Origin of the sequence: Bradyrhizobium zhengyangense (assembly GCF_022012435.1) — a bacterium.
GTDB classification, from domain to species: domain Bacteria; phylum Pseudomonadota; class Alphaproteobacteria; order Rhizobiales; family Xanthobacteraceae; genus Bradyrhizobium; species Bradyrhizobium zhengyangense.
In genome coordinates this window covers 510,577-534,970 of record NZ_JAKLUA010000001.1, presented here as the reverse complement: position 1 = coordinate 534,970, position 24,394 = coordinate 510,577, and the positions used below count along the sequence as shown (strand labels likewise).

Here is a 24,394-nt window from a genome sequence, read left to right as displayed (position 1 = left end):
CTGGCTTCCTCAGATCTTCATTTCCAGCACGGATTGAGGGATCGCGAGCTCGGCTTCGGTCACCGCCAGGACCTCGCCGACGGTGACGCCGGGAGCGGTTTCCAGCAGTGTTGCCTTGCCGTCGGGAAAGCCGATCACGGCCATGTCGGTGACCACCAGATTCACGGGCCGCGCCGAGGTCAGCGGCAGCGTACATTTGGCGACAATCTTGGACTTGCCCTTGGCCGCATGCTGCATGGCGACGATGACGCGCTTGGCGCCCGTCACGAGATCCATCGCGCCGCCCATGCCGGGCACCATCTTGCCCGGGATCATCCAGTTGGCGAGATGGCCGTGCGCATCAACCTGGAGGCCTCCGAGAACGGTGATATCGACATGGCCGCCGCGGATCAGCCCAAACGACATCGCGCTGTCGAAGGTCGCAGCGCCCGGCAGCGCACTGATCGGACGGCCGCCAGCGTCCGTGAGCGTCGGGTGCTCCAGGCCTTGCTCCGGAATTGGGCCGGTGCCGATCAAGCCGTTCTCGGATTGGAAGAACACTTTGAGATCGGCTGGAACGTAATTTGCGACCAGCGTCGGGATTCCGATCCCGAGATTGACGAGGTTGCCGCTTCTCAGCTCCTTGGCGACGCGCCGGGCGATGATGATCTGCGGGTCCATGTGTCACCCGTTGGTGATGAGGTAGTCGACAAGCGGTGCCGGCGTCACGACGTGATCGGGCGCGATAACTCCGACGGGCACGATGTTCTCCGCGGTGACGATGACGGTATCGGCGGCCATCGCCATGACGGGATTGAAATTGCGCGACGTCAGCGCGTAGGCGAGGTTGCCGAGATAGTCGGCGAGGAATGCATGCACCAGCGCGAACTGCGCTCGCAGAGCGGTCTCCAGCAGGAATGGCTTGCCGTCGACCTCGATCTCACGCTTGCCTTCGGCAACCAACGTGCCGACTCCGGTGGGGGTCAGAACGCCGCCGAGACCGCATCCGCCTGCGCGAATGCGCTCGACGAAAGTACCCTGCGGGACGAGATCGACGGCGATCTGGTTCGCCAGCATCTGTTGCTGCGCCTTGGGATTGAGGCCGATATGGGTGGCAGTCAAGCGAGCGACCAGCGCCGCATCGAACAGCTTGCCGACACCCTTGCCCGGGGTGGCTGCATCATTGCAAATCAGGCTTAGCCCGGTCTTCTTCTGCCGCACGAGTTCGTCGAGCAGACGTTCCGGCGTTCCAACGCCCATGAAACCTCCGACCATGAGGCTTGCCCCGGCGGGGATCATCGCAACGGCTTCTTCGATGGAAACGGCCTTCATCGATGGAACTCCGATCGGCAGGAGCGGACATGGTGTTGGAGGAATGTTCCGGGACGGCAGATTTCCATCGTTGATCTGCGTCAAGGCTTCCGATCATTCGCGTATGTCGATGCCGATGCTCGCCAACATCTCGCGCCAGAGCCTGCGCATCTCATTGTGCCGCTGCTCCAGCGTCGCGCTGACGGCATCGCGGAAGGGCACGAGCTCAGGCCTTTTCAGGAACAGGATTTGCGCCTGGAGCAAGCGGCCGCTCTCGAACTCGATGCGACGCAACGCCAGGACGAAGGGATCAGCCGGGCTGGCCTCGGTCGGCAGCAGCGCTGCCGGGCGGATGGCGGCATGAACGGCATGCGCAAGCGTGGCCAGATGGACGGCAGGCGCAAGACTGCGATCCCCGGTCAATTCGATTGCCGGAGGAAGCCAGGTCGTCTCCCACGAAGCGGCCATGTAGCCCAGGGCGATATCCGGCACCCAGGTGGTCGCGCGCTGGAGCAACGAGACGATCTCGGACTCGCGGTAGAACTGGGCGTTCAATTCGGTCTGCCAGGCGGCCTCGATCCGTAACGGCAGCGCCAGCGCGAATTGCCGTGCGAGCGCGCCATGCGCCGAGATCAGGAAAGCAGCCACGCGCGTCTGCTGGTGCGGCGGCACACGACCGTCAGCGTCGAGCGGCCCGAGGAAGCTGCTCATGGCGAGGGCCTCTGCACGGGAATCGCGCGCAGATGGTCGTAGCCGGCCGGAAACGGCGAAAGCTCGCCGCCGGGCTCGTCGGGCGCAATCAAGACCGCCTTGTTGCCCTTCCAGCGCCCGGCCAGCACGTCCTCGGCAAAGCGCGCGAGCAGATCTGCGGTGAGCGCTCCCTTCTCGAGGGTGAAGGCGTGATAGCCCTCCGGAATGATCACCAACGCACTGTCGGGGATTTCGACGCGAAGCGTCTCGTGCAGGGAGCGGGGAGTCAGGAAGTCGAATTCGCCATTCAGGATCATGGTCGGGACGGCGATGGACGAAAGCTGCGAGGTGATCGGATGGAAGTCGAGAAAGGACTCCATCAGGTTTTGCAGCGCATAGACGTCGTTGACGAGCCAACCCTGCCGCTTGACGCTGTCGAGCTTGTCCAGCAGCGGTTCCAGCCATTGGTCAGACAGGTTCATTGGCAGCAGCAGGTCCTGGAGGTAACTGGTGCCACCGAGGATGAGGCCGGTACGCAGTGCGTTGCCGATCAAGAGCAGCTGCGGCGACAGCTCGGCAAAGCAGCTCATCGGCACCAGCCCGGACAGACGCTTGCCGTGTTCGATGGCATAGCGCAGCGCGATCAGGCCGCCGAAACTGATGCCGCTGAGGAAGACGGGTCCGTCGCCGAGCGCGCTGATCAGTTGGTGAAGCACGGCGACATGATCGTCCTGATTGATGAAGAGCGCCGGCTTGTCCGAGACGCCCTGGCCAAGCAGGTCAAATGTGGCGACGCGAAAGTGCCGGGCCAGCAGAGCATCACGATAGGCCGCCCACAGCTCGGCATATTGTGTGAGCCCGTTGACGAGCACATAGGCCGGCGCGTCGGCCGGACCGTCGAGCTCATAGCGAATCCGGTACGAGCCATGACTGAGGAAGGGCATTGCGTTCGCCAGCAGGTTTTGATTGCGCGATCCTTCATCCGACGGGACGCATTCCATTGAGTTAGATCAAAGCTCGCCCGATCGGCCTGCCTAGCGTTCCGTCAAAATGCGCAAGGGAGGAGGACTCCATCATGATCGGGAGAGGATTCGTAAGGCGCGGTTTCGTCGGCCTCATCCTGCTGCTCGTCGGCATGTCGCTGGCAGTTGCACAACCTTTCACGCGGCGTTCGTCGCAAGTGCAACATGATGGTTTGAAGAAGACCTACGAGATCGCGAACTTCAGGCTGGGCGGCAAATATGACCTGTCCGATCGCGCCAAATGGGAGTTTGGCGGCGAGGGCGGCGTCACGCTGGAATCGCTCGGCGCAGGCAAGCTTCGCACCAGTTACATCGCGATCGGCAACGCGCGGCGCAATGCCGCGGGCGAAATCACCAATGCCGTCGTCGTCAATTCCTACTATTCCGGCGACTCCACGGACATGTATGAGCAGTGGGTCAAGGGCGCGCCACTCTCGGGCAGTGTTCCGATCATCGGCCCGGGCCGGCCGATCGACACCGACCGCTACTACGTCATCATGGTCGATCCGCTCGGCACCTGGGGTGCGAGCAAGCCGTCAGACGGTCTTGGCATCAAGTTTCCGCAATACAGCTACTACGACATGGTGCAGGCGAACTATCGCCTGCTACGGGACGAGCTGAAGGTCGCGCGCGTTGCGCTCGTGACCGGCGTCTCCATGGGCGGCACGCAGACCTATGTCTGGGGCGTGATGCATCCGGAATATATCAACGCGCTGATGCCGATCGGCGGCACGACGCAGTCAGACGGCGACGACCCTGTCGGTAACTGGACCTTCCAGATGATGACGGCGGCGATCGAGGGCGACCCGGTCTGGCAGGCGACCAAGGGTGACTATTACAAGCTCCCCAAGGAGAAGCATCCGGTGCCGGGCGTCGCGTTCGGCTGGTCGATCCTGGGAATGACCGGATACGATTTTGCCTTTCGCACGACCCAGGACTGGAAGGCCGTCCAGCCTGAAATCTTCTACTGGGATCCCCCGAACGAGAAGGCGGGCCTGAATGTCACTAACCGCGCCAAGCTCTATGACGCCGTCGATCTCGTCTGGCGCAATCGGGTCGGCGAGACCCACAACATCAATCCCTATCTCGGCCGTATCCAGGCGCGCACGCTGGTGATGCACATCACCAACGATCTCTGGCTCAACTTCAAGCTGGCACAGAAGGCTGTCGATCGCGTGCCGGGGGCAGACCTGATCGCGCAGGAAAGCCCGGTCGCCCATTACGGCGTGTTCCCGATCATCAACCAGCGCAAGAACGATCCCAAGTTCGTCGCCTTCATGGACGATGTGGCGGCGCTCGATCGCGCCCAGTTGTTTGTCGACAAAAATTATCGTGTTCCGGGCGTCGCCGAAAAGATCGATCCGGGCAAATCCTTCTGGAAGGATTTCGTGACCTATCCTTATCCGGTCAAATACGCCAATGCCAAAGACAAGATCGGCAATACCTGGCAGATCGGCTACATGGATGAGTATGCCGGCACCGATAAGGACCCGAAGGTGCTCGTGATCATCCACGGCAAGGGCGCGTTCGGCGGGCACTACGGCAACATCATGCAATATGCGCTGCGGAGCGGCTTGCGCGTGATCGTTCCTGACTTGCCGGGCTACGGCATGTCGGGGCCGGGCAATCTCGACAAGAGCCCGGCGCGCACCATGCAGGACATGCGCGAGACCATCTACGATCTCGTCGTCAACCAGCTTGGCGTCAAGAAGGCCTATTATCTCGGCCACTCGCTCGGTGGCCAGTTCGTGGTGGGCTATGCACTGACCTGGCCGGACGCGGTGCAGGGGCTTGCACTCGAAGCGCCTTCAGGACTCGAGGAATACCCGCGCGACATCACCATTGCGAAGGATAAGAAAGCACCTTTGTTCCAGCCGGGTCTCGGCCGCGACTTCGACAAGTGGAGGCAGATCTGGGACCAGACTGGCATCCTGGCTGCTGAGAAGGCCCGTGACGAGCAGGGCATTCGCGACTTCTTCTATTTCAAGAAGCGTGATCCCGACACCGGCGTGGTGTCGGCGGCGAAGAGCGGCTACTTCTTCAGCGACAGCGAGTATGCGCGCTTCCATACCGAGCAGCGCGTCGGGCTCACCAAGGGCAACCCCAAGGAGCTCGAACAATGGTGCAACGTCTTCATCTTCGACATCTACACAATCGGATCCGAGCTTCAGCAGGATGATCCGAAGAACCTCTACGAGCGGGTCACGGAGATCAAGGCGCCGATCTTCCTCGCGTTCGGCGACAAGGAACCGTTCATTCCGACGCCGGCCTTCAACGGACTGACGGATCTCGGACGCGACGTCATCACGCCGTTCATGTCGCGCATGACCAATGCCGGCAACCGGCCGATGCTCAAGATCTATCCAGAGACGGGGCACTTCATCCACACCGACAACCCGGTGGAGTATTCCGCCGATGTCGTCGACTTCGTGATCAAGGGACGCGTGGACACATCATCGCCACTGGGCACCGACCGCATGATCAAGGGCGCCGTCGCCTCGGCCATCCCCGTGGCGCCGACCCCGCCTGGCGCTGCGCCCACGGCTGGCTTGAACAAATAGGATCGGTTGATGCCACGGGTGCAGGCGGGAGAAGTCCAGCTTGGCTGGCGGGAGTGGGGACAGGGCGACGTCACCGTCGTCTTCATCCACGGCAATCTCGCCAGCAAGGACTGGATCGAGCTCGCCGCACCGCTGTTTCCCTCGGGCCTCCGTGTCATCGGCATCGACTGGCGCGGCTGCGGCGACAGCGATCGGCCGAAGCCTGCGACAGACTATTCAAACTATTCCATGCAGCAGCACGCCGATGACATGATCGCCGCGCTCGATGCGCTGGGGATCGGCTATTGCCATCTCGCCACGCATTCGACCGGCGGCATCATTGCGGCGCGCATGCTGCTGGCGCAGCCCCAGCGCTTTGGCCGCGTGTTCGCGCTCGATCCGGTGACGCCGCTCGGCATGGCCTTCAATGCCGATCAGATCGGCCTGTTTCGGGCGATGATGGCGAATAAGGAGCTGACGCGGACGGTCATGGCGACCGCGGCTTCCTCGCTGTTCGTACCAGACAGCATGGCGCCGAACGCCGTGCCTCGCTTCCGCGAAGGCCTGGGCGAGATCCAGGCGCTGTTCGACCGCATCATTGACCAGACCTTTGGCGTCTCGGAAGGCATCTGGATCGGGACGCCGATCAATCTGACGCGGGAAAGAGAGAGCCGCGAGCTCGAGCGCCGTATGAAAGAGCTGCGGCATCCGCATCTGGTGCTGTGGGGCGAATGGGACGGCTGGATCCCGCCGGCTGACCTACGCACGATGGCAGAAGCAATGCCGGACTGCCGCCTCGTGATCGTGCCCCGGATCGGACATTCGATGAACCTGGAAATGCCGGCGCTCTATGCCGGTTATTTCGGCGCCTGCTTCGGGGGACTTGCCGCATAACCACAGGAGAGAGGCCATGGCTGAGATCAACCCATCCGCAGAAGCAATCCGAACGATGCTCGGAGAGACGCTCGGACGCTTGCGCAAGGCGAATGCGGAATACTTTGATCTGCTGGAGAAGGGGCTTGGCTCTTCGCCCTTGCCGATTTCCGGTCAGGCAAAGGAGATCTGCGCCCGCATGCAGCATAACGTCGCGGCGACGTTCGATCTCGGCGAGAAGCTCATCCAGGCCCAGGACGTGCAGGATGCGCTCAAGATTCAATCCGAGTTCTTCCAGGACCAGATGCGCGCGCTCACCGACCAGGCCAAGACCATGGGCGAGTCCGCGATGAAGGCGGCGAGCGCCATGTTCGGTACCAAAATCTGAGCCACATCATCGGGTTGGAGAAGGTCATGGCTGAAATCAGGAAGCTCTCGGTCGAAAAGACCATCGAGAAGCTGCGCAGCGCCGATCAGCAGGTGTCGAGAGATCAACGGCTCGAGGAAAAGACCGACGAGCTGACGAAGGAGATCGAGCGCATGAGGGCGCAACGAAAACGCCTCGATCGGCGCAAGCAGGATTGAGCTGGCAGCGCCGTGGCAATCAGCTGACATCACCCAAGTCGGGAGTCTCCTACCGGGTCGCGGGAGTCTCACGGCAGGCCGGGAATTGATCTGGCGCGGACCGCGGGCTCGCAGGTCATGGCGGACGGGGCTGGTTCCGTGAGCAGCTGCCGGCGAGGGGCCCTGCCGCGAGGAGCTCTCGAATCCCGGCTTCTCCGTTTTGGGAAATCATGGCTAAAAGAAGAAGTTGAATTCGGCAAGCTACTGAGATCACGTGGCTATTTGACACTGTCGCGTCTTAGCAACAATGTGGTACGAATACATCAGTCTCCGCCCAAGCGGACCCCGTATTCAGCACCCATTGCCGGAATGACCAGCGCAGATACCTCGGCCGCATCCTTTGACTCGGCCCCAGCCGAAGAGCCCCGGCGCTGGTCGGTAAGGCGCTGGCTGGGCCCGTTTGCCGTGGCTCTCGCATTGCTGTCGGCGCTTCTGACCTTCCTGGTTTTAACTGGCCTGACCAGCATCGAGCCAACTCGGGAGGTCGTCAGCTCCTTCCTGGCGATCAATGCGGGCACTATCCTGCTCCTGATCGGGATCATTGTCCGCGAAGTCTGGCAGATGATCCAGGCCCGCCGGCGCGGGCGGGCGGCGGCGCGGCTGCACGTGCAGATCGTCAGTCTGTTCTCGATCGTCGCCGTGCTGCCGGCGGTGCTTGTTTCCGTAGTCGCCAACGTCACTATCGAACGCGGCCTCGACCGATTGTTCTCTGGACCGACCAAAGAAGTCATCCAGAATTCGCTGATCATCGCGCGCGCCTACATGCAGGAGCACGCGCAAGTGATCCGCGGCGACATTCTCGGCATGGCCAACGACATCTCGCGCGTTCCGCTGCTGTTTGACCAGGATCGGCAGTCGTTCCTGCAACTGCTGACCTCGAGCGCAGCGGCACGTAACCTGCCGGGCGCGATGCTGATGGGCAAGGACGCCAATCCGATCCTGTCGGCGGAAACCGGCGGTGTCCCGCTCACCTTCGCGCCGCCTGCGCCGGAGTTTCTTCAGAACGTCAACGAGAACGAGCCCGAAATCGCGGTTCTGCCCGATCAAAATCTGGTGGCAGCCGTGATCAGGCTCAAGGGCTTCACCGATACCTTCCTCTACGTCGCGCGCCCTCTTGATCCAAGGGTCGTCGCGCAACTCAGACAGACCGAGTTGAGCGTTGCCGAATATGCCCAGATTGAGTCGCGCAAGCTCGGAATCCAGGTCGCCTTCGCGCTGATGTTCGCGGTGATCGCGCTGACCATTTTGATGGCCTCGGTGCTGATCGGGCTCAACTTCGCCAACTCGCTGGTGGCGCCGATCCGACGGTTGATGAACGCAGCCCACACCGTCTCGACCGGCGACCTCCATGTGAGGGTGCAGGTGCACAAATCGGAAGGCGACCTCGCCCAGCTTGGCGAGACCTTCAACAAGATGACGCAGGAATTGCGCAGCCAGCGCGACGAACTCGTCAATGCCAGCGATCTCATCGACAGCCGCCGTCGCTTCATCGAGGCCGTGCTGTCGTCGGCCAGCGCCGGCATCATCGGCGTCGACACGTCGGGGAGCGTCGGTATCCTCAACCGCTCCGCCGAGAAGCTGATCGGGCATTCCGAGGCCGAGACGCTCGGCCATCCGCTCTCTGACGTGCTGCCCGAGCTCGACGAGATGATGAAGGCGTCGCGGGAAGGGACTCAGCGCCTGGTGCAAGGCCAGATCACGATCACGCGCGACGGCACCGAGCGTAATCTGTCGGTTCGTGTCAGCGCCGAGAAGAACCAGCCGCACGACAGCTACATCATCACGCTCGACGACATCACCGAACTGGTCTCGGCCCAGCGCACCTCGGCCTGGGGCGATGTCGCGCGCCGCATCGCCCACGAGATCAAGAACCCGCTGACGCCGATCCAGCTCTCGGCCGAACGTATCCGCCGCAAGTTCGGCAAGGACATCACCGAAGCCAAGGACAAGCAGATCTTCGACCAGTGCACCGATACCATCGTGCGTCAGGTCGACGACATCAGGCGCATGGTCGACGAATTCTCGCGCTTTGCGCGGATGCCGAAACCCGTCATGGAAGGTGAGGACGTCGCCGACACCGTGCGGCAGGCGGTGTTCCTGATGAAGGTCGCCCATCCCGAACTCGATATCGAGGCCGAGTTCAGAGAAGATCCGCTGCGCGCCCAGTTCGACCGCCGGCTGATCTCGCAAGCGGTCACCAACATCGTCAAGAACGCGACCGAGGCGATCGAGCAGGTCCCGCCGGAAGAGCTCGGCAAGGGCCGCATCGACGTCGTGGTGTCGCGCGAGGGCGAGGACGTGTTGATCGACGTCATCGACAACGGCATTGGCCTGCCCAAGGTCGCGCGCTCGCGGCTGCTCGAGCCCTACGTGACGACGCGCGCCAAGGGCACCGGCCTTGGCCTTGCCATCGTCGGCCGCGTGCTGGAGGACCATGGCGGTCGCATCGAGCTGAAGGATGCCTCCGACTTCCGCGAAGGCCAGCGCGGCGCCTGGATGCGGATGCGCTTTGCGATCTCCGGACAGGCCAAGAAGGCCGAAGGAGCCGAGCCTGTGCCAGCGGTGACTGATACGGCCAAGGACGCAACCACGCCCGAAATCAAGCAATCGGCGGCAGAGTCCGCCAGGGATTCCGTTACGGCGCAGGAAACAAAAGTGCCGGCGGCCGAAACCAAAGAGCCGGCTGAAAAGACCAATGATTCAACGAAAATCGAAGCCTCAACAGGTAGCTGAGAAGACAGGCGCGACCCATGGCAAGTGAAATTCTGATTGTCGATGATGAGGCCGATATTCGGGATCTCGTTGCGGGCATCCTCGAAGACGAGGGTTTTGTCACGAGGACCGCGCGCGACAGCGACTCGGCGCTGGCCGAAATCGCCAACCGCCGGCCGCATCTGGTGTTCCTCGACATCTGGCTGCAGGGCTCCAAGCTCGATGGCCTGCAGCTCTTGGAGCAGGTCAAGAAGGATAATGCCGATCTGCCTGTGGTGATGATCTCCGGTCACGGCAACATCGAGACCGCCGTCGCCGCGATCAAGCGCGGCGCCTATGATTTCATCGAGAAGCCGTTCAAGGCCGACCGTCTCATTCTGGTCGCCACCAGAGCGCTGGAAAACTCGCGCCTCAAGCGCGAGGTCAAGGAGCTGAAGCAGCTCGCGCCGAGCGCAAGCTCGCTGGTCGGCCGCTCGCCGAGCATGAACCAGCTGCGCCAAACCATCGAGCGCGCGGCCAAGGCCAACAGCCGCATCCTGATCGTCGGTCCCGCCGGCGCCGGCAAGGAACTGACCGCGCGCACGCTGCATACGGCCTCGGGTCGCGCCGACGGCCCGTTCGTCGTCATCAATGCGGCGGCGATGACGCCGGAGCGGATGGAGCACGAGCTGTTCGGCGTCGAGCAGTCCAACGGCGAGCATCCGCGCAAGCCTGGTGCGCTCGAGGAAGCGCATGGCGGCACGCTGTTCATCGACGAGATCGCTGACATGCCGCGCGAGACCCAGAACAAGATCCTGCGCGTGCTGGTGGAGCAGTCGTTCCAGCGCGTCGGCGGCACCGCCAAGGTGCAAGTCGACGTCCGCATCATCTCGTCGACCGCGCGCAATCTCGAGGAGGAGATCGCGGCCGGCCATTTCCGCGAGGACCTCTATCACCGTCTCTCGGTGGTGCCGATCCGCGTGCCCGCGCTGTCGGAGCGGCGCGAGGACATTCCTGAATTGATCGATTATTTCATGGAGCAGATCTCGGCCGGCAGCGGCCTGCCCAAGCGCCAGATCGGCCAGGACGCGATGGCGGTGCTGCAATCGCATGTCTGGCCGGGCAATGTGCGCCAGCTTCGCAACAACGTTGAGAGAGTCATGATTCTGGCCGCGGGCGGTCCGGAGGTGATCATCACCGCCGACATGCTGCCCCAGGACGTCGGCTCGATGGTGCCGGCGATGCCGACCAGCAACAATGGCGAGCACATCATGGGCCTGCCGCTGCGAGAGGCACGCGAAGTGTTCGAGCGCGACTATTTGATTGCCCAGATCAGCCGTTTCTCAGGAAATATTTCTCGTACGGCCGAGTTTGTTGGCATGGAACGGTCGGCACTACACCGGAAGTTGAAAGCGCTCGGAGTTGGCTAAGGCCCGACGTCGCGGCCGCTCTTGCGTGATATCTGAGAAAAATCATCTATTTCCGTAGTTTTTCGGAGAAATAGGGCGCGTTGTGCCGCGCGAAGCGGCTTGCCTAAAATGTCCACCTGTCCTCTAATCGGCCAGCCGTTCCTCCGAGGGGGATCTCATGAGGAGCGGCCACCGGAAGAAGGCCCAATTTTGAAAACAGGGCCGCTCCCGGGCGCAATAAAAAGAAACTCAAAGCGAGAAAAAAACAATGGCGGCAGACCGCGCACAAAACCTACAGGACACCTTCCTCAATCACGTTCGCAAAACTAAAACGCCACTGACGATCTTTCTGGTCAACGGAGTAAAGCTCCAGGGCATCGTGACCTGGTTCGACAATTTCTGTTTGCTGCTTCGGCGCGACGGTCACTCGCAGCTGGTCTACAAGCACGCGATCTCGACCATCATGCCGGGCGCTCCGATCCAGCTGTTCGAAGGCGGCGAGGATCAGCCGGCTTGAGAGTGATCTGATTGGAACCCCGGAATTTCGACGGGGAGGCCGACCGTCCACGGTCGGCTGGGGCTAAGCAAACGGGGCGGGTGCTTGTCGTCGGCCCCTATTTGCGAGCGCGTGCGGGAAGTGCCGACGCGCAATCGGAGAGTCATGTTCAACGCGACGCCGAGGCCCGGCTCGATGAAGCCGCGGGCCTCGCGCGTGCGATCGACCTCGTCATTGCCGACGCCATCATCGCGCCGATCAACCAGATCCGGCCGGCGACCTATATCGGCAAGGGCAAGGTCGAGGAGATCGCGGCGCTCGCCAAGAGCCTCGACGTCGAGCTCGTGGTGATGGATTGCGCGCTGGCACCGATCCAGCAGCGCAATCTCGAGAAGGAATTGCACGCCAAGGTGCTCGACCGCACCGGCTTGATCCTGGAAATCTTCGGCCGCCGCGCCAAGACCAAGGAGGGTTCGCTCCAGGTCGAGCTCGCCCATCTCAACTATCAGCGCTCGCGCCTGGTGCGGTCGTGGACCCATCTCGAACGCCAGCGCGGCGGCTTCGGTTTCATGGGCGGTCCCGGCGAGACCCAGATCGAGGCCGACCGCCGCCTGATCCAGGAGCGCATCACCAAGCTCGAAAGCGAGCTGAAGAAGGTGCAGGCGACGCGCCGCCTGCATCGCGCCGGCCGCCAGCGCGTGCCGTACCGCGTGGTCGCGCTGGTCGGCTACACCAATGCCGGCAAGTCGACGCTGTTCAATCGCCTGACCCGCGCCGATGTGCAGGCTGCCGACATGCTGTTCGCAACGCTCGATCCCACCCTGCGCGCGCTCACGCTGCCGCATGGCGGCAAGGCGATGTTGTCGGACACCGTCGGCTTCATCTCCAACCTGCCGACCCAGCTCGTTGCCGCCTTCCGCGCCACGCTTGAGGAGGTGCTGGAAGCCGACGTCATCCTGCACGTCCGCGACATCTCGCACGAAGACGCGGAGGCCCAGCAGAGCGACGTCGATGCCGTGCTGCGCCAGCTCGGCATAAACCCTGATGACAGCGGCCGCATCATCGAGGTCTGGAACAAGATCGACCGCTACGAGCCTGATAAGCGCGAAGCGTTGTTGAACATTGCAGCGCGCCGGCCGGAAGATCATCCCGCGATGCTGGTCTCCGCCGTGTCAGGCGAGGGGATCGATGCGCTGCTCGCCGCGATCGAGGAACGACTTGCGGCCAAACGCACCACGCTCGATCTCTCGATTGACGCCTCTGACGGCGCCGGCATCAGCTGGCTACATCGCAATTCCGAGGTCCTGGCCAAGGAGCTGCACGACGGCCGTTTTGATATGACCGTGCGGGTGGACGAGACCAAGCGGGACATCGTGGTGAACAGGTTCGACGCCGTGCCGCATCACGTGGCATGAGCCGCGGGCGCCCCGGGTAAGCAGCACAATGTCCGCAGAAGTGATCCGCACAATCTTGCAAGACTTCCCAGGTGAGATTGAGCACGGTCCGGGAGCGTCGGCCGACGAGATCGCCAGTTGCGAGCGCGAACTAGGCGCTCATTTCGTTGGAAGCTTTGCCGACTACCTGCAAGCCTATGGCTGGCTGCGCGTTGGCGCGAACGATATTTACGGTCTTGGCGCGAAGATTCAGTTGTGGTGCCGGCTCAAGGAAATGACGCTGAGCGAGCGGACTGAAATGTACCCGCCGATGCCACCATATCTCATAGCATTCTACAATGACGGCTTCGGAAACCATCATTGTCTTGATGTCCGGGACGTTGTTGACGACGAGCATCGCGTTGTTTTCTGGAATCACGAGGCAGGTCCGGATCAGCACCTGCAACTTGTCGCCAACTCCTTCGCGGATTGGCTCCGCGAGCTGATTGCAGTCGAGCAGAGCTAGCACCCACGGATTCAGTTCGACAGATCGAGGCTCATGAACTGGTTGTGCGGGCTCGCCAGATAGTCGGCGAACGGCGCACACGAGACGAAGCCAACGCTGCGGTAGAGCGCGACGGCCGGAGCGTGCAGCGGCGCCGTGCCGGTCTCCAGGCTGAGACGCGCATATCCGCGCTTGCGGCCTTCAGCGATGATGTGGTTCAGAATCGCGCGCCCGGCCCCGGTCCGCCGCGCAGAGGGCGCGGCACGCATCGACTTCACTTCGCCATGTGTGGCATCCAGCTGCTTCAAGGCCCCGAAGCCAGCCAGCGCGTCGCCTTGCCAGGCCGTCCAGAACGTCACGGACGGGGCAGAAAGACCGCTCGCGTCCAGTGCCTGCGCGTGCTTACCCATGACGCTACGCAGCTCTTCGAGATGATGTGCCAACAAGTCGGCGACATGTGGCGCTTTCGGATCGTCCTGCCTGATGTCCACTGCGTATCCTTGAATCAGCTGGCGGTCTTCGCGGCGTTCCACAGCGCATCCATCTCCGCCAGCGACGCCTGCTCCAGCGTGCGGCCCTGCGCTTCCAGTGCGCGCTCGATATAGGCAAAGCGCCGCTCGAATTTCGCATTCGTCGCACGCAGCGCGGCTTCCGGATCGGCGTCGACATGCCGGGCGAGGTTGACGAGGGCGAACATCAGATCACCCGTCTCCTCCGCGATCTCCTGCTTGTCGTTGCGGTCGAGCGCGGCCTCGATCTCGTCGGCTTCCTCGCGGATTTTTTGCAGCACGGCGCGCGGATCGTTCCAGTCGAAGCCGACGGTCGAGGCCTTGCGCTGCAGCTCCATCGCGCGCGTCAGCGCGGGCTGGCCGGCCTTGACGCCTGACAGCAACGACTTGTGCGGCGGCGTTGCCTCCGGCGGCCGGCGCGCGGCGCGCTCGGCTTTCTCCTCGGCCTTGATGCGGTCCCAGACTTCCTTGACGTGGGAAGAGGCGAGGTTGCCGTCCTTGTCGGCGAAGACATGGGGATGGCGCCGGATCATTTTTCGCGTGATGGCTTCGACGACGTCTCCAAAGGAAAACGCATTCTGCTCCTCGGCCATCTGGGCGTGGAACACCACCTGCAGCAGGAGGTCGCCGAGCTCTTCGCGGAGGTCGTCGAGATCGCCGCGGTCGATGGCGTCGACCACCTCATAGGCTTCCTCGATCGTGTAGGGCGCGATGGTCGAAAAATCCTGCTCGAGGTCCCAGGGGCAGCCGGTCACTGGCGTGCGCAGCGCCGCCATGATCTCGATCAGGCGGGAAATGTCGCGGGAAGGGGTCATTGCTGGGCAGTCTCCTGGGTCCAAAAAGCTTATGCCAAAAGCGGGCCGCCGTTCCCAGCGTCGGCCTGCGGAACAGGTCGATTTCCACCGATTGGCTGATTCGTTCCGCGGTGCTAAAGCGCGGCCCATGAGCGACGCATATTCATCACAAACCGCGCTGGTGCTGTTCTCCGGAGGTCAGGATTCCACCACCTGCCTTGCCTGGGCGCTCAGCCGCTTCGCGCGCGTGGAGACGCTGGGGTTCGAGTATGGCCAGCGCCACGCCGTCGAGCTCGATTGCCGCGACCGCCTGTTCGAGGGCATCAAGGGCCTGCGCGCCGATTGGGCCTCAAAGCTCGGCGAGAGCCACACCCTGTCGATCCCGACGCTGGCCGCGGTGTCCGAGACGGCGCTGACGCGCGATGTCGCGATCACCATGGGCGCCGATGGCCTGCCGAACACTTTTGTGCCCGGCCGTAATCTCGTGTTCCTGACCTTTGCTGCGGCGCTGGCCTATCGGCGCGGCATCACCCACATCGTCGGCGGCATGTGCGAGACCGACTATTCCGGCTATCCCGATTGCCGCGACGAGACCATCCGCGCCATGCAATCAGCGCTCTCGCTCGGGATGGCAAGATCCTTCGAGCTGCACACGCCGCTGATGTGGATCGACAAGGCGGCGACATGGAAGCTCGCCCATGACCTTGGCGGCGACCCGCTGGTCGATCTGATCCGCGAGCAGTCCCACACCTGCTATCTCGGCGAACGCGGCGCGCAGCATGATTGGGGTTACGGTTGCGGCGAGTGCCCGGCGTGCAGCCTGCGGGCGAAGGGGTGGCGGGAGTTTGTGGCGGCCAAGTAGCTGCGTCTCGCTCCGCCGTCATTGCGAGGAGCCCGCGACAAAATTGCGTAGCAATTTTGCGCTGATGCGACGAAGCAATCCAGACTGCCGCCTTTGAGGGATTCTGGATTGCTTCGCTGCGCTCGCAATGACGGGTGAGGCAACTACCGCGCAAAATCCTCCGGCCGCAGTTCGATCGGCTTGCCGTGCGGCGTGCGGTCCGCGGCGTGATCCCACGCATCGCGATAGCGATGCAGCGTGTCCATCGACGCGACGCCCTTGCGTGCGACGAGGCCTTCCAGCGTGGCGAGCCAGTGCAGATAATAGGTCTCGCCCGTATCAGGATCGCCTGCGGCCTGCGCACGCTTGATCTCGTCAGCGAGGGCTGCGGCCCATTCGGGCCACGTGAACACGCCGCGATCGTGCAGGCTCAAGGCCATCGCAAAGGCCTGCGCTTCCCAGGGCGCGCGGAACACCGGGCCATCGTCGTCACGCGGAATGCTTGGAATCGCCGCCGTCGCTGCGGCGGCAGCGCTGCTGCTCATCACGCCGGATCCAGATATGGCTCGAACGCGTCGATCGAGACCTTCAGGGTCGGATCACCATCCGCGCCCCAGAGATCCCGGCCTTCGAACACGACGGTGTAGAGCCATTGCGGGTTCTCGCCGCGCTCCATCGCCGCCGTGTCGGGAAACACGTGGCAACCGTGATTGAGCTCGACCACGCCGACATGGCCGCGGACATAGCGCGGCAGCCGCGTATGCGTGGTCGGATGAATGTTCTTGGCACGCACGCGGTCGCCGATCTTGAATTTTGCCGGCGCTGGAGCAGGGCGGGCGAACTTGCCGCGTACCATGATGCGCTCGACCTGACCGAGATCGAACTTGCCGTGCTTGAGGGCCTTGCCGGGCTTCTTGGCATGGCCCGCGGCGACTTCCTCCCGGGTGAGGTAGCCCTTCTCGATCAGCATCTCCTCGAGGCCGAGGAACCACTTCTTGTAGTAGGAGCTGGAGAGATAGACATGCGGCGGGATCGTCTCGCGATAGAAGCGCGAGGTGTCGATGTTGAAGGCGCCGGCCGCGCCCATCGCGCGCACCATCGCCAGCACCCGGGACTCCCATTCTTCATGAAAGACAGGCTCGTTGGGCTCTGGCTCGACTTTTCCAAAGCCGTCCATGCCGCCCATGTCGTGCACACCGTTCACGACGGAGCTCCGGGCGCCCTGGGGAAGCCGGTCCCGATCATGGAGTCGCGCGTCACGAGCTCGGCAAGCTGCTCTTCGCTCCAGCCTTCCGTTCCAGCCGGCCGCATCGGCAGCACCAGGAAGCGCGTCTCGGCGGTGGAATCCCACACCCGGATCTCGATGTCTTTCGGCACGCTCACGCCGAAATCGGCAAGCACGCCGCGCGGATCCTTCACGGCACGCGAGCGGTAGGGCGAGGCCTTGTACCAGACCGGCGGCAACCCCAGCATTTCCCAAGGGTAGCAGGAGCACAGCGTGCACACGACCATGTTGTGCCGCTCAGGCGTATTCTCGACCACGACGAGATGGTCGCCGACGCGGCTGACATGGCCGAGCGTGCCGATCGCCTTGCTGCCGTCCTCCAGCAGCGCCTGCTTGAACGCCGGATCGGTCCAGGCCTTGGCGACGACGCGCGCGCCATTATGCGGGCCGATCTTGGTCTCGTAGGCCTGGATGATGGCGTCGAGCGCAGCCGGCTCGACATAGCCTTTCTCGGTCAGGACAGTCTCGAGCGCGCGCACGCGCAGCTCGGTCTCGGACAATTCCGAATGGTCGTCGTGATGATGATGGTCGTGATCGTGGCTCATGGCGCGAAAGATTAAGCGCAATGATCCTGTCCTGTCGAGCATTCGTTGCGCTGCATCAGGTCCCATATTCGTGACGCCTGATGTGCGCTACGATCAGGCGAAATTCAGCTTCGGAGGCGTCCCATGAAGGAGTTCGTCAAGATTGAGAAAAGCCTTGGGCCGGATGGACGAATCGCCGTGGTGCGGTTCGATCGCCATGACGGGATCAACGCCCTGTCGCCGGAAGCGCTGCGCCAGCTCACCGCGGCTGCGCGCAGCTTCGAGGATGACCCGACAACGTCGGTCGTGGTGCTGACAGGCAATTCGGGCGCGTTCAGCGCCGGCTTCGATCTGAAGGATGACGAAGGGCGATCGCGCAAGGAAATGGACCTCGGCTCGCTCAGGCGGCATCTCAAGCTTGGGCCGCGCCTGACACGCGCCTGGCAGGAGATGGAGCAGATCACGATCGCGGCGATCGAAGGCTTTTGCATTGGCGGCGGCCTGGCGCTCGCGGTCGCGCTCGACTTCCGCGTGATGGGGAGCGATGCGCATCTGCGCGTGCCCGAGATCGGGCTCGGCATGAACATGAGCTGGCAGAGCATCCCGCGCATGCTGCACCTGATCGGGCCGGCCCGCACCAAGCAGGCGGTGATCCTGGCCGATGAGCGCATCTCCGCTGACGAGGCCTATCAATGGGGCTTGGTCGAGCAGGTGGTCGATCCCGGTTATGCCTTCGATGCCGCCATGGAACTGGCTCGCAAGGTGGCCGCGCAGCCGCCGCTGTCTGTTGCCATGACCAAGCTGACCGTCAACCGTCTCGCGCATGCGTTGGACGATCTCGCCAGCCACATGGACGTCGACCAGTTCGCGCTCGCCAGCCTCAGCGAGGACCACAAGGAGGGTGTCGAGGCATTCCTCGGCCGTCGCAAGCCGCGCTTCCGGGGACGGTAGATCACAGCCCATTGATCACGGCACGGACACTCCGTATACCCCGCCCCGGGGACAAAACGGCCGGCCAACGGGCTATTCCGAAGTTGATTCACGGGGAGGGCGTATGACCGCCAGTTCGCAGGCACCTGAGGCGAAAGGCTTTCGCTGGAAGTTGATCGCACCGCTCGTGGTTTGGCTTGCGATCTATCTGTGGCCGGTGCCGGCAGGTCTCAACGTCAATCAGTGGCACTATTTTGCCGTGTTCGCGGCCGTCATCACCGGGCTGGTCCTGGAATCGATGCCGGTCGGCGCGGTCGGCCTGATTGGCCTTACGGTCGCAGGCATCAGTGGCTATATCGATCCCGATCCCAATAAATCGCTGCGCTGGATGCTGGCGGGCTTCGCCGAGAGCACGGTGTGGCTGATCGTCGGCGCCTTCGTGTTCTCGATCGGCTATCGCAAGAGCCAGCTCGGCCGGCGCATCGCGCTGGTGCTGGTGCGACGCCTTGGCACCAGCACGCTCGGCCTCGGCTATGCGGTGGCGATGTCGGACTTCCTGCTGGCGCCGGCAACGCCCTCCAACACCGCGCGCAGCGGCGGCATCGTCTATCCCATCATCAGCAACATCCCACGCATCTATGGCTCAGAGCCGGGGCCGACCGCCGGCAAGATCGGCACCTATGTGATGTGGACCGCGTTCGCGGCAACCGCGATCACGAGCTCGCTGTTCTTCACGGCGCTGGCACCGAACGCGGCGGCGCTCGCGATCGCCAAGAAGACCGTTGGTGTCGAGGTGAGTTGGGGCCAGTGGTTCGTCGGCTTTGCGCCGCTCGGCATTCTGCTGATGCTGCTCGTTCCGCTGCTCAGCTATGTCATCTGCCGTCCGGAGGTGAAGCGCAGCCCCGAGATTTCCGACTGGGCGGCGAAGGAGCTCAGCGAGATGGGCCCGATGTCGCGCAACGAGTGGATCATGCTGGTGCTGATCGTGCTCGCGATGTTCCTATGGATCGCGGGCTCGAGCCCGGACATTCACATCCCCTTGCTCGGCTCGAACTTCGTCAATGCCACGACCGTCGTGTTCATCGTGATCTCGCTGATGCTGGTCACGGGCGTGATCGAATTTGCCGACATCGTCAGCGAGAAGAGCGCCTGGGAAGTGTTCTTCTATTTCACCTCGCTGCTGACGCTGGCCTCAGGCCTCAACGAGATCGGCTTCATCAAATGGTTCGCCAATGAATTCGCAAAGCCGCTCGCCGGGCTCTCGCCGTCGACCGCGATGATCCTGCTGGTCGCGCTGTTCTTCTGGATCCACTATTTCTTCTCGAGCATCACCTCGCATGCCGCGGCCGTGCTGCCGGTGGTGCTCGCGGTCGGCTCCGGTATCGCCGATTTGCCGGTAACGACGCTTGCCATGCTCTGCATGTATTCGCTCGGCCTGATGGGCGTGATCTCGCCTTACGCCACCGGGCCGGCGCCGATGTATTACGGCAGCGGCTATATCGGGAAGGGCCAGTTCTGGGGCTTTGGCCTGATCTTCGGGGTGCTCTATTTCGCCGGACTATTGGTCATCGTCCTGCCCTGGCTGTCCATGGTCCGGTGAGCTTCCTCGGAGACAAATATCCTCGGCAGGAGAATTTTCTTCCCCGGCGAGTGATTGGGAAAACTTCGCCCAATCCCCCGCAAATATCTGAAATTGCAAGAAAGACTGGAAAAGGCGATGATCCGCTGCAATGCAGCGTCGCCATCGGGCGCCTGTCTTGGTTCCACCCATCGTAGCCTAGATCGCGAACTGGCCTCGCGTGCGCCTTTCGGGCGGGCGGGCTAAATATCCTGCATGAAAGCCGCTTCCATGAATGCGCACCCATCGCTCGTGATCGGAGAGCCGGTCGAAATCCAGGACACCGCGGCTCAGCCAGACGCGATGGTACGCTTCGAGAACATCTCGAAGATCTATCCGGCCTATCGCGGCAAGCCCGGCGTCAGCGCGCTGCAAGGCATCGAGTTTGCGATCGCACGCGGCTCCATCACCGGCGTGATCGGTCGCTCCGGCGCCGGCAAGTCGAGCCTGGTTCGGCTCATCAACGGGCTGGAGAAGCCGAGCACGGGCCGCGTCGTGGTCGACAACAGAGACATCTCCGCGCTCACGGGCCGCGAGCTGCGGCTGGCACAGCGCTCGATCGGCATGATCTTCCAGCACTTCAATCTGCTGTCCTCGCGCACCGCGGCCGACAACATCGCGTTGCCGCTGGAGATCGCCGGCTGGTCCAAGGCCGACATCAAGGCACGCGTGACCGAATTACTTGCCCTGGTCGGCATCGCCGACAAGCATGACCGCTATCCGTCAGAGCTGTCAGGCGGCCAGAAGCAGCGCGTCGGCATTGCCCGCGCGCTCGCGACGCGGCCGGACGTGCTGCTGTCGGACGAGGCGACCTCGGCGCTCGATCCGCAGACAACGCGCGCGATCCTCGATCTGCTTGCGAACATCAACCGCGAGCTCGGCGTAACCATCGTGCTGATCACCCATGAGATGTCCGTGGTGCGCCAGCTCGCCAAGGAAGTTGTCGTGCTCGATGCCGGCCGCGTCGTCGAGAACGGCCATGTCGCCGACATCTTCACCCATCCCAAGCATCCGATCACGCAGTCCTTCCTGGCGGACGGCGACAGCCTGCCGGTCTCACTCGTCAGCCGGATCGTGCGGGAGCCGGGCAGCCATGCCGTGATCCGTGTCCAGGTGCGCGGGGCAGGGGCCGGCGACACGCTGGTCGCGCGGCTCGCGCGCGAGCTCGGCCTCGACGTCTCGCTGCTATCGGCGCGCATCGATGAGATCGGCGGCCAGCATGTCGGCTCGCTGGTGCTCGGAATTCCTCTTGATGATTCTGGGGGCGAGGGCGCGGCGACGCGCGCGCTGGCTTGGCTGTCTCAATATCAGATCTCGGCGGAGCGTCTCGGCTATGTCGCCTGAACTCATCAACCTGATCATCCAGGCCACCTTCGAAACCCTGTTCATGGTTGGGATCGCGGCGGCGCTCGGCACCGTGTTTGGCCTGCCGCTGGGCGTGTTCCTTGCCACCAGCCGCAAGGGCGAGCTGTTTGCAGCCCCCGCCGTCAACGCAGCACTTGGCATGGTCGTCAACGCGACCCGCTCCACGCCCTTCATCATCCTGGTCGTGGCCATCATCCCATTCACGCGTCTTGTCGCGGGCACGTCGATCGGATCGACGGCGGCGATCGTGCCGCTGACCATCGCCTCGACGCCCTTCATCGCGCGCCTGGTCGAGGCTGCGATCCGTGAGGTCGATGGCGGCTTGATCGAGACTGCGTCGTCGTTTGGGGCTTCACCGCTCCAGATCGTGTTCAAGGTACTGATCCCCGAGGCGCTGTCCGGCCTGCTGCTGGCGCTGACGCTCGCAGTGGTCAGCCTGCTCGGTTACTCCGCCATGGTCGGCGCGGTCGGCGGCGGCGGCTTGGGCGATCTTGGCATCCGCTACGGCTACCAGCGTTTCATGCCGGAGATGATGCTGGCCGTTGTGGTCGTGCTGATCGCGCTGGTGCAGCTCGTGCAGAGCGCCGGCGACTATCTGGCGCGGCGGGTCAACCGCCGGCTGCGGCACCGCTGAGGTAACTCAGGCCGACAGCTTTGCGCGCCGCAGCGTCTCCGAGGGCAACTGAGAGAAGTGGCGCTTGTAGTCGAGCGAGAACTGGCTGAAGTGCCAGAAGCCGTGCTGCACGGCGACGTCGTAGACTGAGGTTCCGTCGCCGCGCTTGAGGTCACGCCGCACGCGGTTCAGCCGCATCGCACGCCAATAGTGCATCGGGCTCGTCCCCAAGACCTCCTGGAAGCAATAGCCGAGCTTGCGCGGGCTGGCGCCGACCGCCTTGCAGATCTCGAGCAATGAGAGCGAGCGGTCGCCGCTGCCATGCATCAGCGCGCGGGCGCGATCGACGGCGCGCTTGCGCGCCACGGCACTACGGCCAGGATCGTCGGAACGCGCCGTCGGCAGCATGTCCATGATCTCGACGAGGAGGGCATCCTCCAAGGCTTGCCGGGTGGCTGCATCGTCGAAACGGTCCGGCGCGGTCGTGATCGTGTCCTGGATCGCGGCGAGGTGCGCGCGCAACCGAGCGACCGGCGCCTCCGCCATCTCCATCGCCCGCAGCTGGTGCCAGACCGTACGCGGCAGCTCGATGTTGAGGCGAGCGGCCAGTTCCTCGATCAGCGCCGCGCTGGTGACGACGCCACGAAACTCGAACGCTTTCGGCGTGCACATGTCGACCTCGGCGTCGATGCAGGTGATCACGTGCGTGCCCGCAACACTGGCGCCGTTGCAATTAATCTCGCCGTCGCCGTGCCAGGGCAGGCCGATGCCAAAGCTGTCGGCGCCTAACTGGCCGTATTGGCGGACCTGCTGGCTGGTGATCTCGCGGAACACGTCAATGCGGGGCAAGGAAAGCTGGGTGAAGCTGCCGCGGAATGTGCCCGCGCTGATCTGGTCGTAGCTGAGCCGCCAGTGGCCGAGCGCGGCGCAATGCTCGTCCACGTCCGTGCTGCTCGCCTGAAACAGGTTGGCAGCCGAGTCCTGAATCGGAAGAGTTTCGCTTAAGGCCATGACAGCACGTCGGAATTCAGTCGCCAAGCAGCTAGCAAGGACGACGCCAGACTGGCACGGCCACAGGCCCTGTCCAGCGAAATATTGCCGGATCTCGATAACGCCTGGCCGTGACGCTGTGCAGTCTTCCCCATGACCACTCGCGGCACCGGAGCCGGGATGGCTTGCGGAGGAATCGAGATGCGACCGACCGAAATCATGCGCGGCAGCCCGCCGGCGCCGGAGGCCCAGGTGACTCGCGCCAACTGGCGCAGTTTTCCTGCTATCCGCTGGGGCTTCACCCACACCCGCGAAGTGCTGCCGACCGCCGAGATCCGTCGCTCCGCGCAGCCGACGTCGATCGCAAGCGCCCCGCGCGAGCTGGCAAAGCTCGGCTTCACCGCGCCTGACGGTCAGGCGACCACGATCGAGGCGACGCTCCGCGAGACTTTTGCCGATGCGCTGTTGGTCATGCATCGGGGCACGCTGGTCCACGAATGGTACGGCGACGGCATGAGCGTGACCACGCCGCATCTGATCTGCTCGATCAGCAAGGCGATATCAGGCACGGTCGGCGGTGTCCTGGCCGCGCGCGGTCTGGTCGATCCCGAGGCGAGGGTGGTGCGCTATGTGCCGGAGCTGGAGAGCTCTGTCTACGGCACCTGCACGGTCCGCAACCTGCTCGACATGGCCGTCGCCATCCAGTTCGAGGAAGACTACGAGGACCCAGCAGGCGATGTCGCCCGCTATCGCTTCTCCTCAGGCTGGGACCTGCCGCCGGCTGGCATCGAGCCCAGCCATCAGCGTGCCTATCTGATGACGCTCCGTGGCACCGGCAAACCGCACGGCAAGATGTTTCACTACGTCTCGACCAACACCGAGGTGCTCGGCTGGGTCTATGAGCGCGCCTGCGGCATGCCCTATCCGCGCATTCTGTCGGAATATCTCTGGCAGCCCCTGGGCGCGGAGGAGGACGGCTCGCTCACGCTCGACAGCCATGGCATGGGCCGCATCGCCGGCGGCATCTCGGTCACCGCGCGCGACCTGCTGCGCTTCGGCGAGATGATGCGGAATCGCGGCGTGGTCGAGGGGCGGCAGGTGGTGCCCGGCTGGTGGATCGACGATATCAGGGAGAACGGCGACCCCAAGGCCTGGGCCGACGGCGACCTCGCGGAGTTCTTCCCGGGTGCGCGCTATCGCAGCAAATGGTTCACGATCGATCCGGCGCGCAATGCGCTGACCGCGATCGGAATCCACGGCCAGCATCTCTATGTCGATCTCGAAGCGGACACCGTCATCGTCAAGCTCGCGACTCAGCCCAAGGCGATGGATGTGCCGGTCGATCAACGCTGGTTCGCGGCCTTCCGGGCGATCGTCACACATCTGGCTCCGCGCTGACCTCCGGACATCAC

25 protein-coding genes are annotated in these 24,394 nt (G+C 63.5%); 15 read left to right on the top strand and 10 right to left on the bottom strand.

All coding sequences use genetic code 11. The annotated features are described in order from the left end of the window. Nucleotides 1-9: 9 nt before the first annotated feature. The 4 genes from L6637_RS02525 to L6637_RS02510 all read right to left on the bottom strand — a co-directional run bounded on the left by L6637_RS02525 (nt 10) and on the right by L6637_RS02510 (nt 2,924). On the bottom strand, nt 10-660 hold the full coding sequence (locus L6637_RS02525) for a 3-oxoacid CoA-transferase subunit B (protein ID WP_237862444.1): 651 nt from the start codon (nt 658-660) through the stop codon (nt 10-12). Nucleotides 661-663: 3 nt separating this feature from the next. Beyond that, the gene (locus L6637_RS02520; RefSeq protein WP_237862443.1) at nt 664-1,311 is read right to left on the bottom strand and encodes a CoA transferase subunit A; all 648 of its coding nucleotides are present in this window, start codon (nt 1,309-1,311) and stop codon (nt 664-666) included. A 93-nt stretch (nt 1,312-1,404) separates the two neighbouring features. Continuing rightward, the gene (locus tag L6637_RS02515; RefSeq protein ID WP_237869031.1) at nt 1,405-2,001 is read right to left on the bottom strand and encodes a hypothetical protein; all 597 of its coding nucleotides are present in this window, start codon (nt 1,999-2,001) and stop codon (nt 1,405-1,407) included. Then, on the bottom strand, nt 1,998-2,924 hold the full coding sequence (locus L6637_RS02510; protein ID WP_237862441.1) for an alpha/beta fold hydrolase: 927 nt from the start codon (nt 2,922-2,924) through the stop codon (nt 1,998-2,000). The genes L6637_RS02515 and L6637_RS02510 overlap by 4 nt, the downstream gene beginning before the upstream one ends. Before the next feature lie 131 nt (nt 2,925-3,055). Between L6637_RS02510 and L6637_RS02505 the strand changes: the two genes are divergently transcribed. The 9 genes from L6637_RS02505 (at nt 3,056) to L6637_RS02465 (ending at nt 13,534) form a co-directional block, all read left to right on the top strand. Then, nucleotides 3,056-5,563: an alpha/beta hydrolase gene (locus tag L6637_RS02505; RefSeq protein ID WP_237869029.1), complete on the top strand. Its 2,508-nt coding sequence runs from the start codon at nt 3,056-3,058 to the stop codon at nt 5,561-5,563. A gap of 9 nt (nt 5,564-5,572) precedes the next feature. After that, entirely contained in the window at nt 5,573-6,436 is an 864-nt protein-coding gene (locus tag L6637_RS02500) for an alpha/beta fold hydrolase (RefSeq protein ID WP_237869027.1), read from the top strand. Between the two features lie 16 nt (nt 6,437-6,452). Next, nucleotides 6,453-6,803, top strand: coding sequence for a phasin (locus L6637_RS02495; RefSeq protein WP_237869025.1), 351 nt, complete (start codon nt 6,453-6,455; stop codon nt 6,801-6,803). Nucleotides 6,804-6,829: 26 nt separating this feature from the next. Further along, on the top strand, nt 6,830-7,000 hold the full coding sequence (locus L6637_RS02490) for a hypothetical protein (protein ID WP_237869023.1): 171 nt from the start codon (nt 6,830-6,832) through the stop codon (nt 6,998-7,000). Nucleotides 7,001-7,348: 348 nt separating this feature from the next. Further along, on the top strand, nt 7,349-9,772 hold the full coding sequence (locus L6637_RS02485) for a sensor histidine kinase NtrY-like (RefSeq protein WP_237869021.1): 2,424 nt from the start codon (nt 7,349-7,351) through the stop codon (nt 9,770-9,772). Nucleotides 9,773-9,789: 17 nt separating this feature from the next. Beyond that, nucleotides 9,790-11,160: a nitrogen assimilation response regulator NtrX gene (ntrX, locus tag L6637_RS02480; RefSeq protein ID WP_237862435.1), complete on the top strand. Its 1,371-nt coding sequence runs from the start codon at nt 9,790-9,792 to the stop codon at nt 11,158-11,160. Between the two features lie 247 nt (nt 11,161-11,407). After that, nucleotides 11,408-11,656 (top strand): RNA chaperone Hfq, encoded by a 249-nt coding sequence (gene hfq, locus L6637_RS02475; protein ID WP_007591126.1) that lies wholly within the window; start codon nt 11,408-11,410, stop codon nt 11,654-11,656. A gap of 11 nt (nt 11,657-11,667) precedes the next feature. Further along, complete coding sequence (hflX, locus tag L6637_RS02470) at nt 11,668-13,050, top strand: GTPase HflX (RefSeq protein ID WP_237869020.1); 1,383 nt, start codon at nt 11,668-11,670, stop codon at nt 13,048-13,050. 28 nt (nt 13,051-13,078) lie between these two features. Beyond that, nucleotides 13,079-13,534 carry an SMI1/KNR4 family protein gene (locus tag L6637_RS02465; RefSeq protein ID WP_237869019.1) on the top strand — a complete coding sequence of 152 codons (456 nt, stop codon included), beginning with the start codon at nt 13,079-13,081 and terminating at the stop codon, nt 13,532-13,534. 11 nt (nt 13,535-13,545) lie between these two features. Here the strand turns inward: L6637_RS02465 and L6637_RS02460 are convergent, their stop codons facing one another. Beyond that, nucleotides 13,546-14,004 (bottom strand): GNAT family N-acetyltransferase, encoded by a 459-nt coding sequence (locus tag L6637_RS02460; protein ID WP_237862432.1) that lies wholly within the window; start codon nt 14,002-14,004, stop codon nt 13,546-13,548. Between the two features lie 14 nt (nt 14,005-14,018). Then, nucleotides 14,019-14,837 (bottom strand): nucleoside triphosphate pyrophosphohydrolase, encoded by an 819-nt coding sequence (gene mazG / locus L6637_RS02455; protein ID WP_237862431.1) that lies wholly within the window; start codon nt 14,835-14,837, stop codon nt 14,019-14,021. A gap of 127 nt (nt 14,838-14,964) precedes the next feature. Between mazG and queC the strand changes: the two genes are divergently transcribed. Next, complete coding sequence (gene queC, locus L6637_RS02450; protein WP_237869018.1) at nt 14,965-15,678, top strand: 7-cyano-7-deazaguanine synthase QueC; 714 nt, start codon at nt 14,965-14,967, stop codon at nt 15,676-15,678. A gap of 143 nt (nt 15,679-15,821) precedes the next feature. On the opposite strand, the gene L6637_RS02445 is transcribed toward queC, so the two are convergent. The 3 genes from L6637_RS02445 to nthA are packed head-to-tail and all read right to left on the bottom strand — an operon-like array spanning nt 15,822 to nt 17,487. Further along, entirely contained in the window at nt 15,822-16,202 is a 381-nt protein-coding gene (locus L6637_RS02445) for a nitrile hydratase accessory protein (RefSeq protein ID WP_237862429.1), read from the bottom strand. Beyond that, nucleotides 16,202-16,861, bottom strand: a complete 660-nt coding sequence (gene nthB / locus L6637_RS02440) for a nitrile hydratase subunit beta (protein ID WP_237862428.1) — start codon at nt 16,859-16,861, stop codon at nt 16,202-16,204. The genes L6637_RS02445 and nthB overlap by 1 nt, the downstream gene beginning before the upstream one ends. After that, nucleotides 16,858-17,487 (bottom strand): nitrile hydratase subunit alpha, encoded by a 630-nt coding sequence (nthA, locus tag L6637_RS02435; RefSeq protein ID WP_237869994.1) that lies wholly within the window; start codon nt 17,485-17,487, stop codon nt 16,858-16,860. Before nthA ends, nthB begins: the two co-directional genes overlap by 4 nt. Nucleotides 17,488-17,610: 123 nt before the next feature. Here nthA and L6637_RS02430 point away from each other — a divergent pair, with 123 nt between their 5' ends. The 4 genes from L6637_RS02430 to L6637_RS02415 all read left to right on the top strand — a co-directional run bounded on the left by L6637_RS02430 (nt 17,611) and on the right by L6637_RS02415 (nt 22,013). Next, nucleotides 17,611-18,417 carry an enoyl-CoA hydratase/isomerase family protein gene (locus tag L6637_RS02430; protein ID WP_237869017.1) on the top strand — a complete coding sequence of 269 codons (807 nt, stop codon included), beginning with the start codon at nt 17,611-17,613 and terminating at the stop codon, nt 18,415-18,417. Nucleotides 18,418-18,520: 103 nt separating this feature from the next. Next, nucleotides 18,521-19,996, top strand: coding sequence for a DASS family sodium-coupled anion symporter (locus L6637_RS02425; protein ID WP_237869016.1), 1,476 nt, complete (start codon nt 18,521-18,523; stop codon nt 19,994-19,996). Between the two features lie 249 nt (nt 19,997-20,245). Beyond that, nucleotides 20,246-21,358: a methionine ABC transporter ATP-binding protein gene (locus L6637_RS02420; protein ID WP_237869015.1), complete on the top strand. Its 1,113-nt coding sequence runs from the start codon at nt 20,246-20,248 to the stop codon at nt 21,356-21,358. Next, nucleotides 21,348-22,013, top strand: coding sequence for a methionine ABC transporter permease (locus L6637_RS02415; protein ID WP_237869013.1), 666 nt, complete (start codon nt 21,348-21,350; stop codon nt 22,011-22,013). Before L6637_RS02420 ends, L6637_RS02415 begins: the two co-directional genes overlap by 11 nt. Nucleotides 22,014-22,019: 6 nt before the next feature. Here L6637_RS02415 and L6637_RS02410 read toward each other — a convergent pair whose 3' ends face one another. Next, entirely contained in the window at nt 22,020-23,003 is a 984-nt protein-coding gene (locus L6637_RS02410) for a helix-turn-helix domain-containing protein (RefSeq protein WP_237869011.1), read from the bottom strand. 180 nt (nt 23,004-23,183) lie between these two features. On the opposite strand from L6637_RS02410, the gene L6637_RS02405 reads away from it, so the two are divergent. Further along, nucleotides 23,184-24,380 (top strand): serine hydrolase domain-containing protein, encoded by a 1,197-nt coding sequence (locus tag L6637_RS02405; protein ID WP_237869009.1) that lies wholly within the window; start codon nt 23,184-23,186, stop codon nt 24,378-24,380. Nucleotides 24,381-24,394: the final 14 nt, after the last annotated feature.

Excerpts from the sequence above, each read along its gene's own strand:
- L6637_RS02525 (WP_237862444.1), bottom strand. The coding sequence starts at position 660 with ATGGACCCGCAGATCATCATCGCCCGGCGCGTCGCCAAGGAGCTGAGA.
- L6637_RS02520 (WP_237862443.1), bottom strand. The coding sequence starts at position 1,311 with ATGAAGGCCGTTTCCATCGAAGAAGCCGTTGCGATGATCCCCGCCGGG.
- L6637_RS02515 (WP_237869031.1), bottom strand. The coding sequence starts at position 2,001 with ATGAGCAGCTTCCTCGGGCCGCTCGACGCTGACGGTCGTGTGCCGCCG.
- L6637_RS02510 (WP_237862441.1), bottom strand. The coding sequence starts at position 2,924 with ATGCCCTTCCTCAGTCATGGCTCGTACCGGATTCGCTATGAGCTCGAC.
- L6637_RS02505 (WP_237869029.1), top strand. The coding sequence starts at position 3,056 with ATGATCGGGAGAGGATTCGTAAGGCGCGGTTTCGTCGGCCTCATCCTG.
- L6637_RS02500 (WP_237869027.1), top strand. The coding sequence starts at position 5,573 with ATGCCACGGGTGCAGGCGGGAGAAGTCCAGCTTGGCTGGCGGGAGTGG.
- L6637_RS02495 (WP_237869025.1), top strand. The coding sequence starts at position 6,453 with ATGGCTGAGATCAACCCATCCGCAGAAGCAATCCGAACGATGCTCGGA.
- L6637_RS02490 (WP_237869023.1), top strand. The coding sequence starts at position 6,830 with ATGGCTGAAATCAGGAAGCTCTCGGTCGAAAAGACCATCGAGAAGCTG.
- L6637_RS02485 (WP_237869021.1), top strand. The coding sequence starts at position 7,349 with ATGACCAGCGCAGATACCTCGGCCGCATCCTTTGACTCGGCCCCAGCC.
- ntrX (WP_237862435.1), top strand. The coding sequence starts at position 9,790 with ATGGCAAGTGAAATTCTGATTGTCGATGATGAGGCCGATATTCGGGAT.
- hfq (WP_007591126.1), top strand. The coding sequence starts at position 11,408 with ATGGCGGCAGACCGCGCACAAAACCTACAGGACACCTTCCTCAATCAC.
- L6637_RS02465 (WP_237869019.1), top strand. The coding sequence starts at position 13,079 with ATGTCCGCAGAAGTGATCCGCACAATCTTGCAAGACTTCCCAGGTGAG.
- mazG (WP_237862431.1), bottom strand. The coding sequence starts at position 14,837 with ATGACCCCTTCCCGCGACATTTCCCGCCTGATCGAGATCATGGCGGCG.
- queC (WP_237869018.1), top strand. The coding sequence starts at position 14,965 with ATGAGCGACGCATATTCATCACAAACCGCGCTGGTGCTGTTCTCCGGA.
- L6637_RS02445 (WP_237862429.1), bottom strand. The coding sequence starts at position 16,202 with ATGAGCAGCAGCGCTGCCGCCGCAGCGACGGCGGCGATTCCAAGCATT.
- nthA (WP_237869994.1), bottom strand. The coding sequence starts at position 17,487 with ATGAGCCACGATCACGACCATCATCATCACGACGACCATTCGGAATTG.
- L6637_RS02430 (WP_237869017.1), top strand. The coding sequence starts at position 17,611 with ATGAAGGAGTTCGTCAAGATTGAGAAAAGCCTTGGGCCGGATGGACGA.
- L6637_RS02425 (WP_237869016.1), top strand. The coding sequence starts at position 18,521 with ATGACCGCCAGTTCGCAGGCACCTGAGGCGAAAGGCTTTCGCTGGAAG.
- L6637_RS02420 (WP_237869015.1), top strand. The coding sequence starts at position 20,246 with ATGAATGCGCACCCATCGCTCGTGATCGGAGAGCCGGTCGAAATCCAG.
- L6637_RS02415 (WP_237869013.1), top strand. The coding sequence starts at position 21,348 with ATGTCGCCTGAACTCATCAACCTGATCATCCAGGCCACCTTCGAAACC.
- L6637_RS02410 (WP_237869011.1), bottom strand. The coding sequence starts at position 23,003 with ATGGCCTTAAGCGAAACTCTTCCGATTCAGGACTCGGCTGCCAACCTG.
- L6637_RS02405 (WP_237869009.1), top strand. The coding sequence starts at position 23,184 with ATGCGACCGACCGAAATCATGCGCGGCAGCCCGCCGGCGCCGGAGGCC.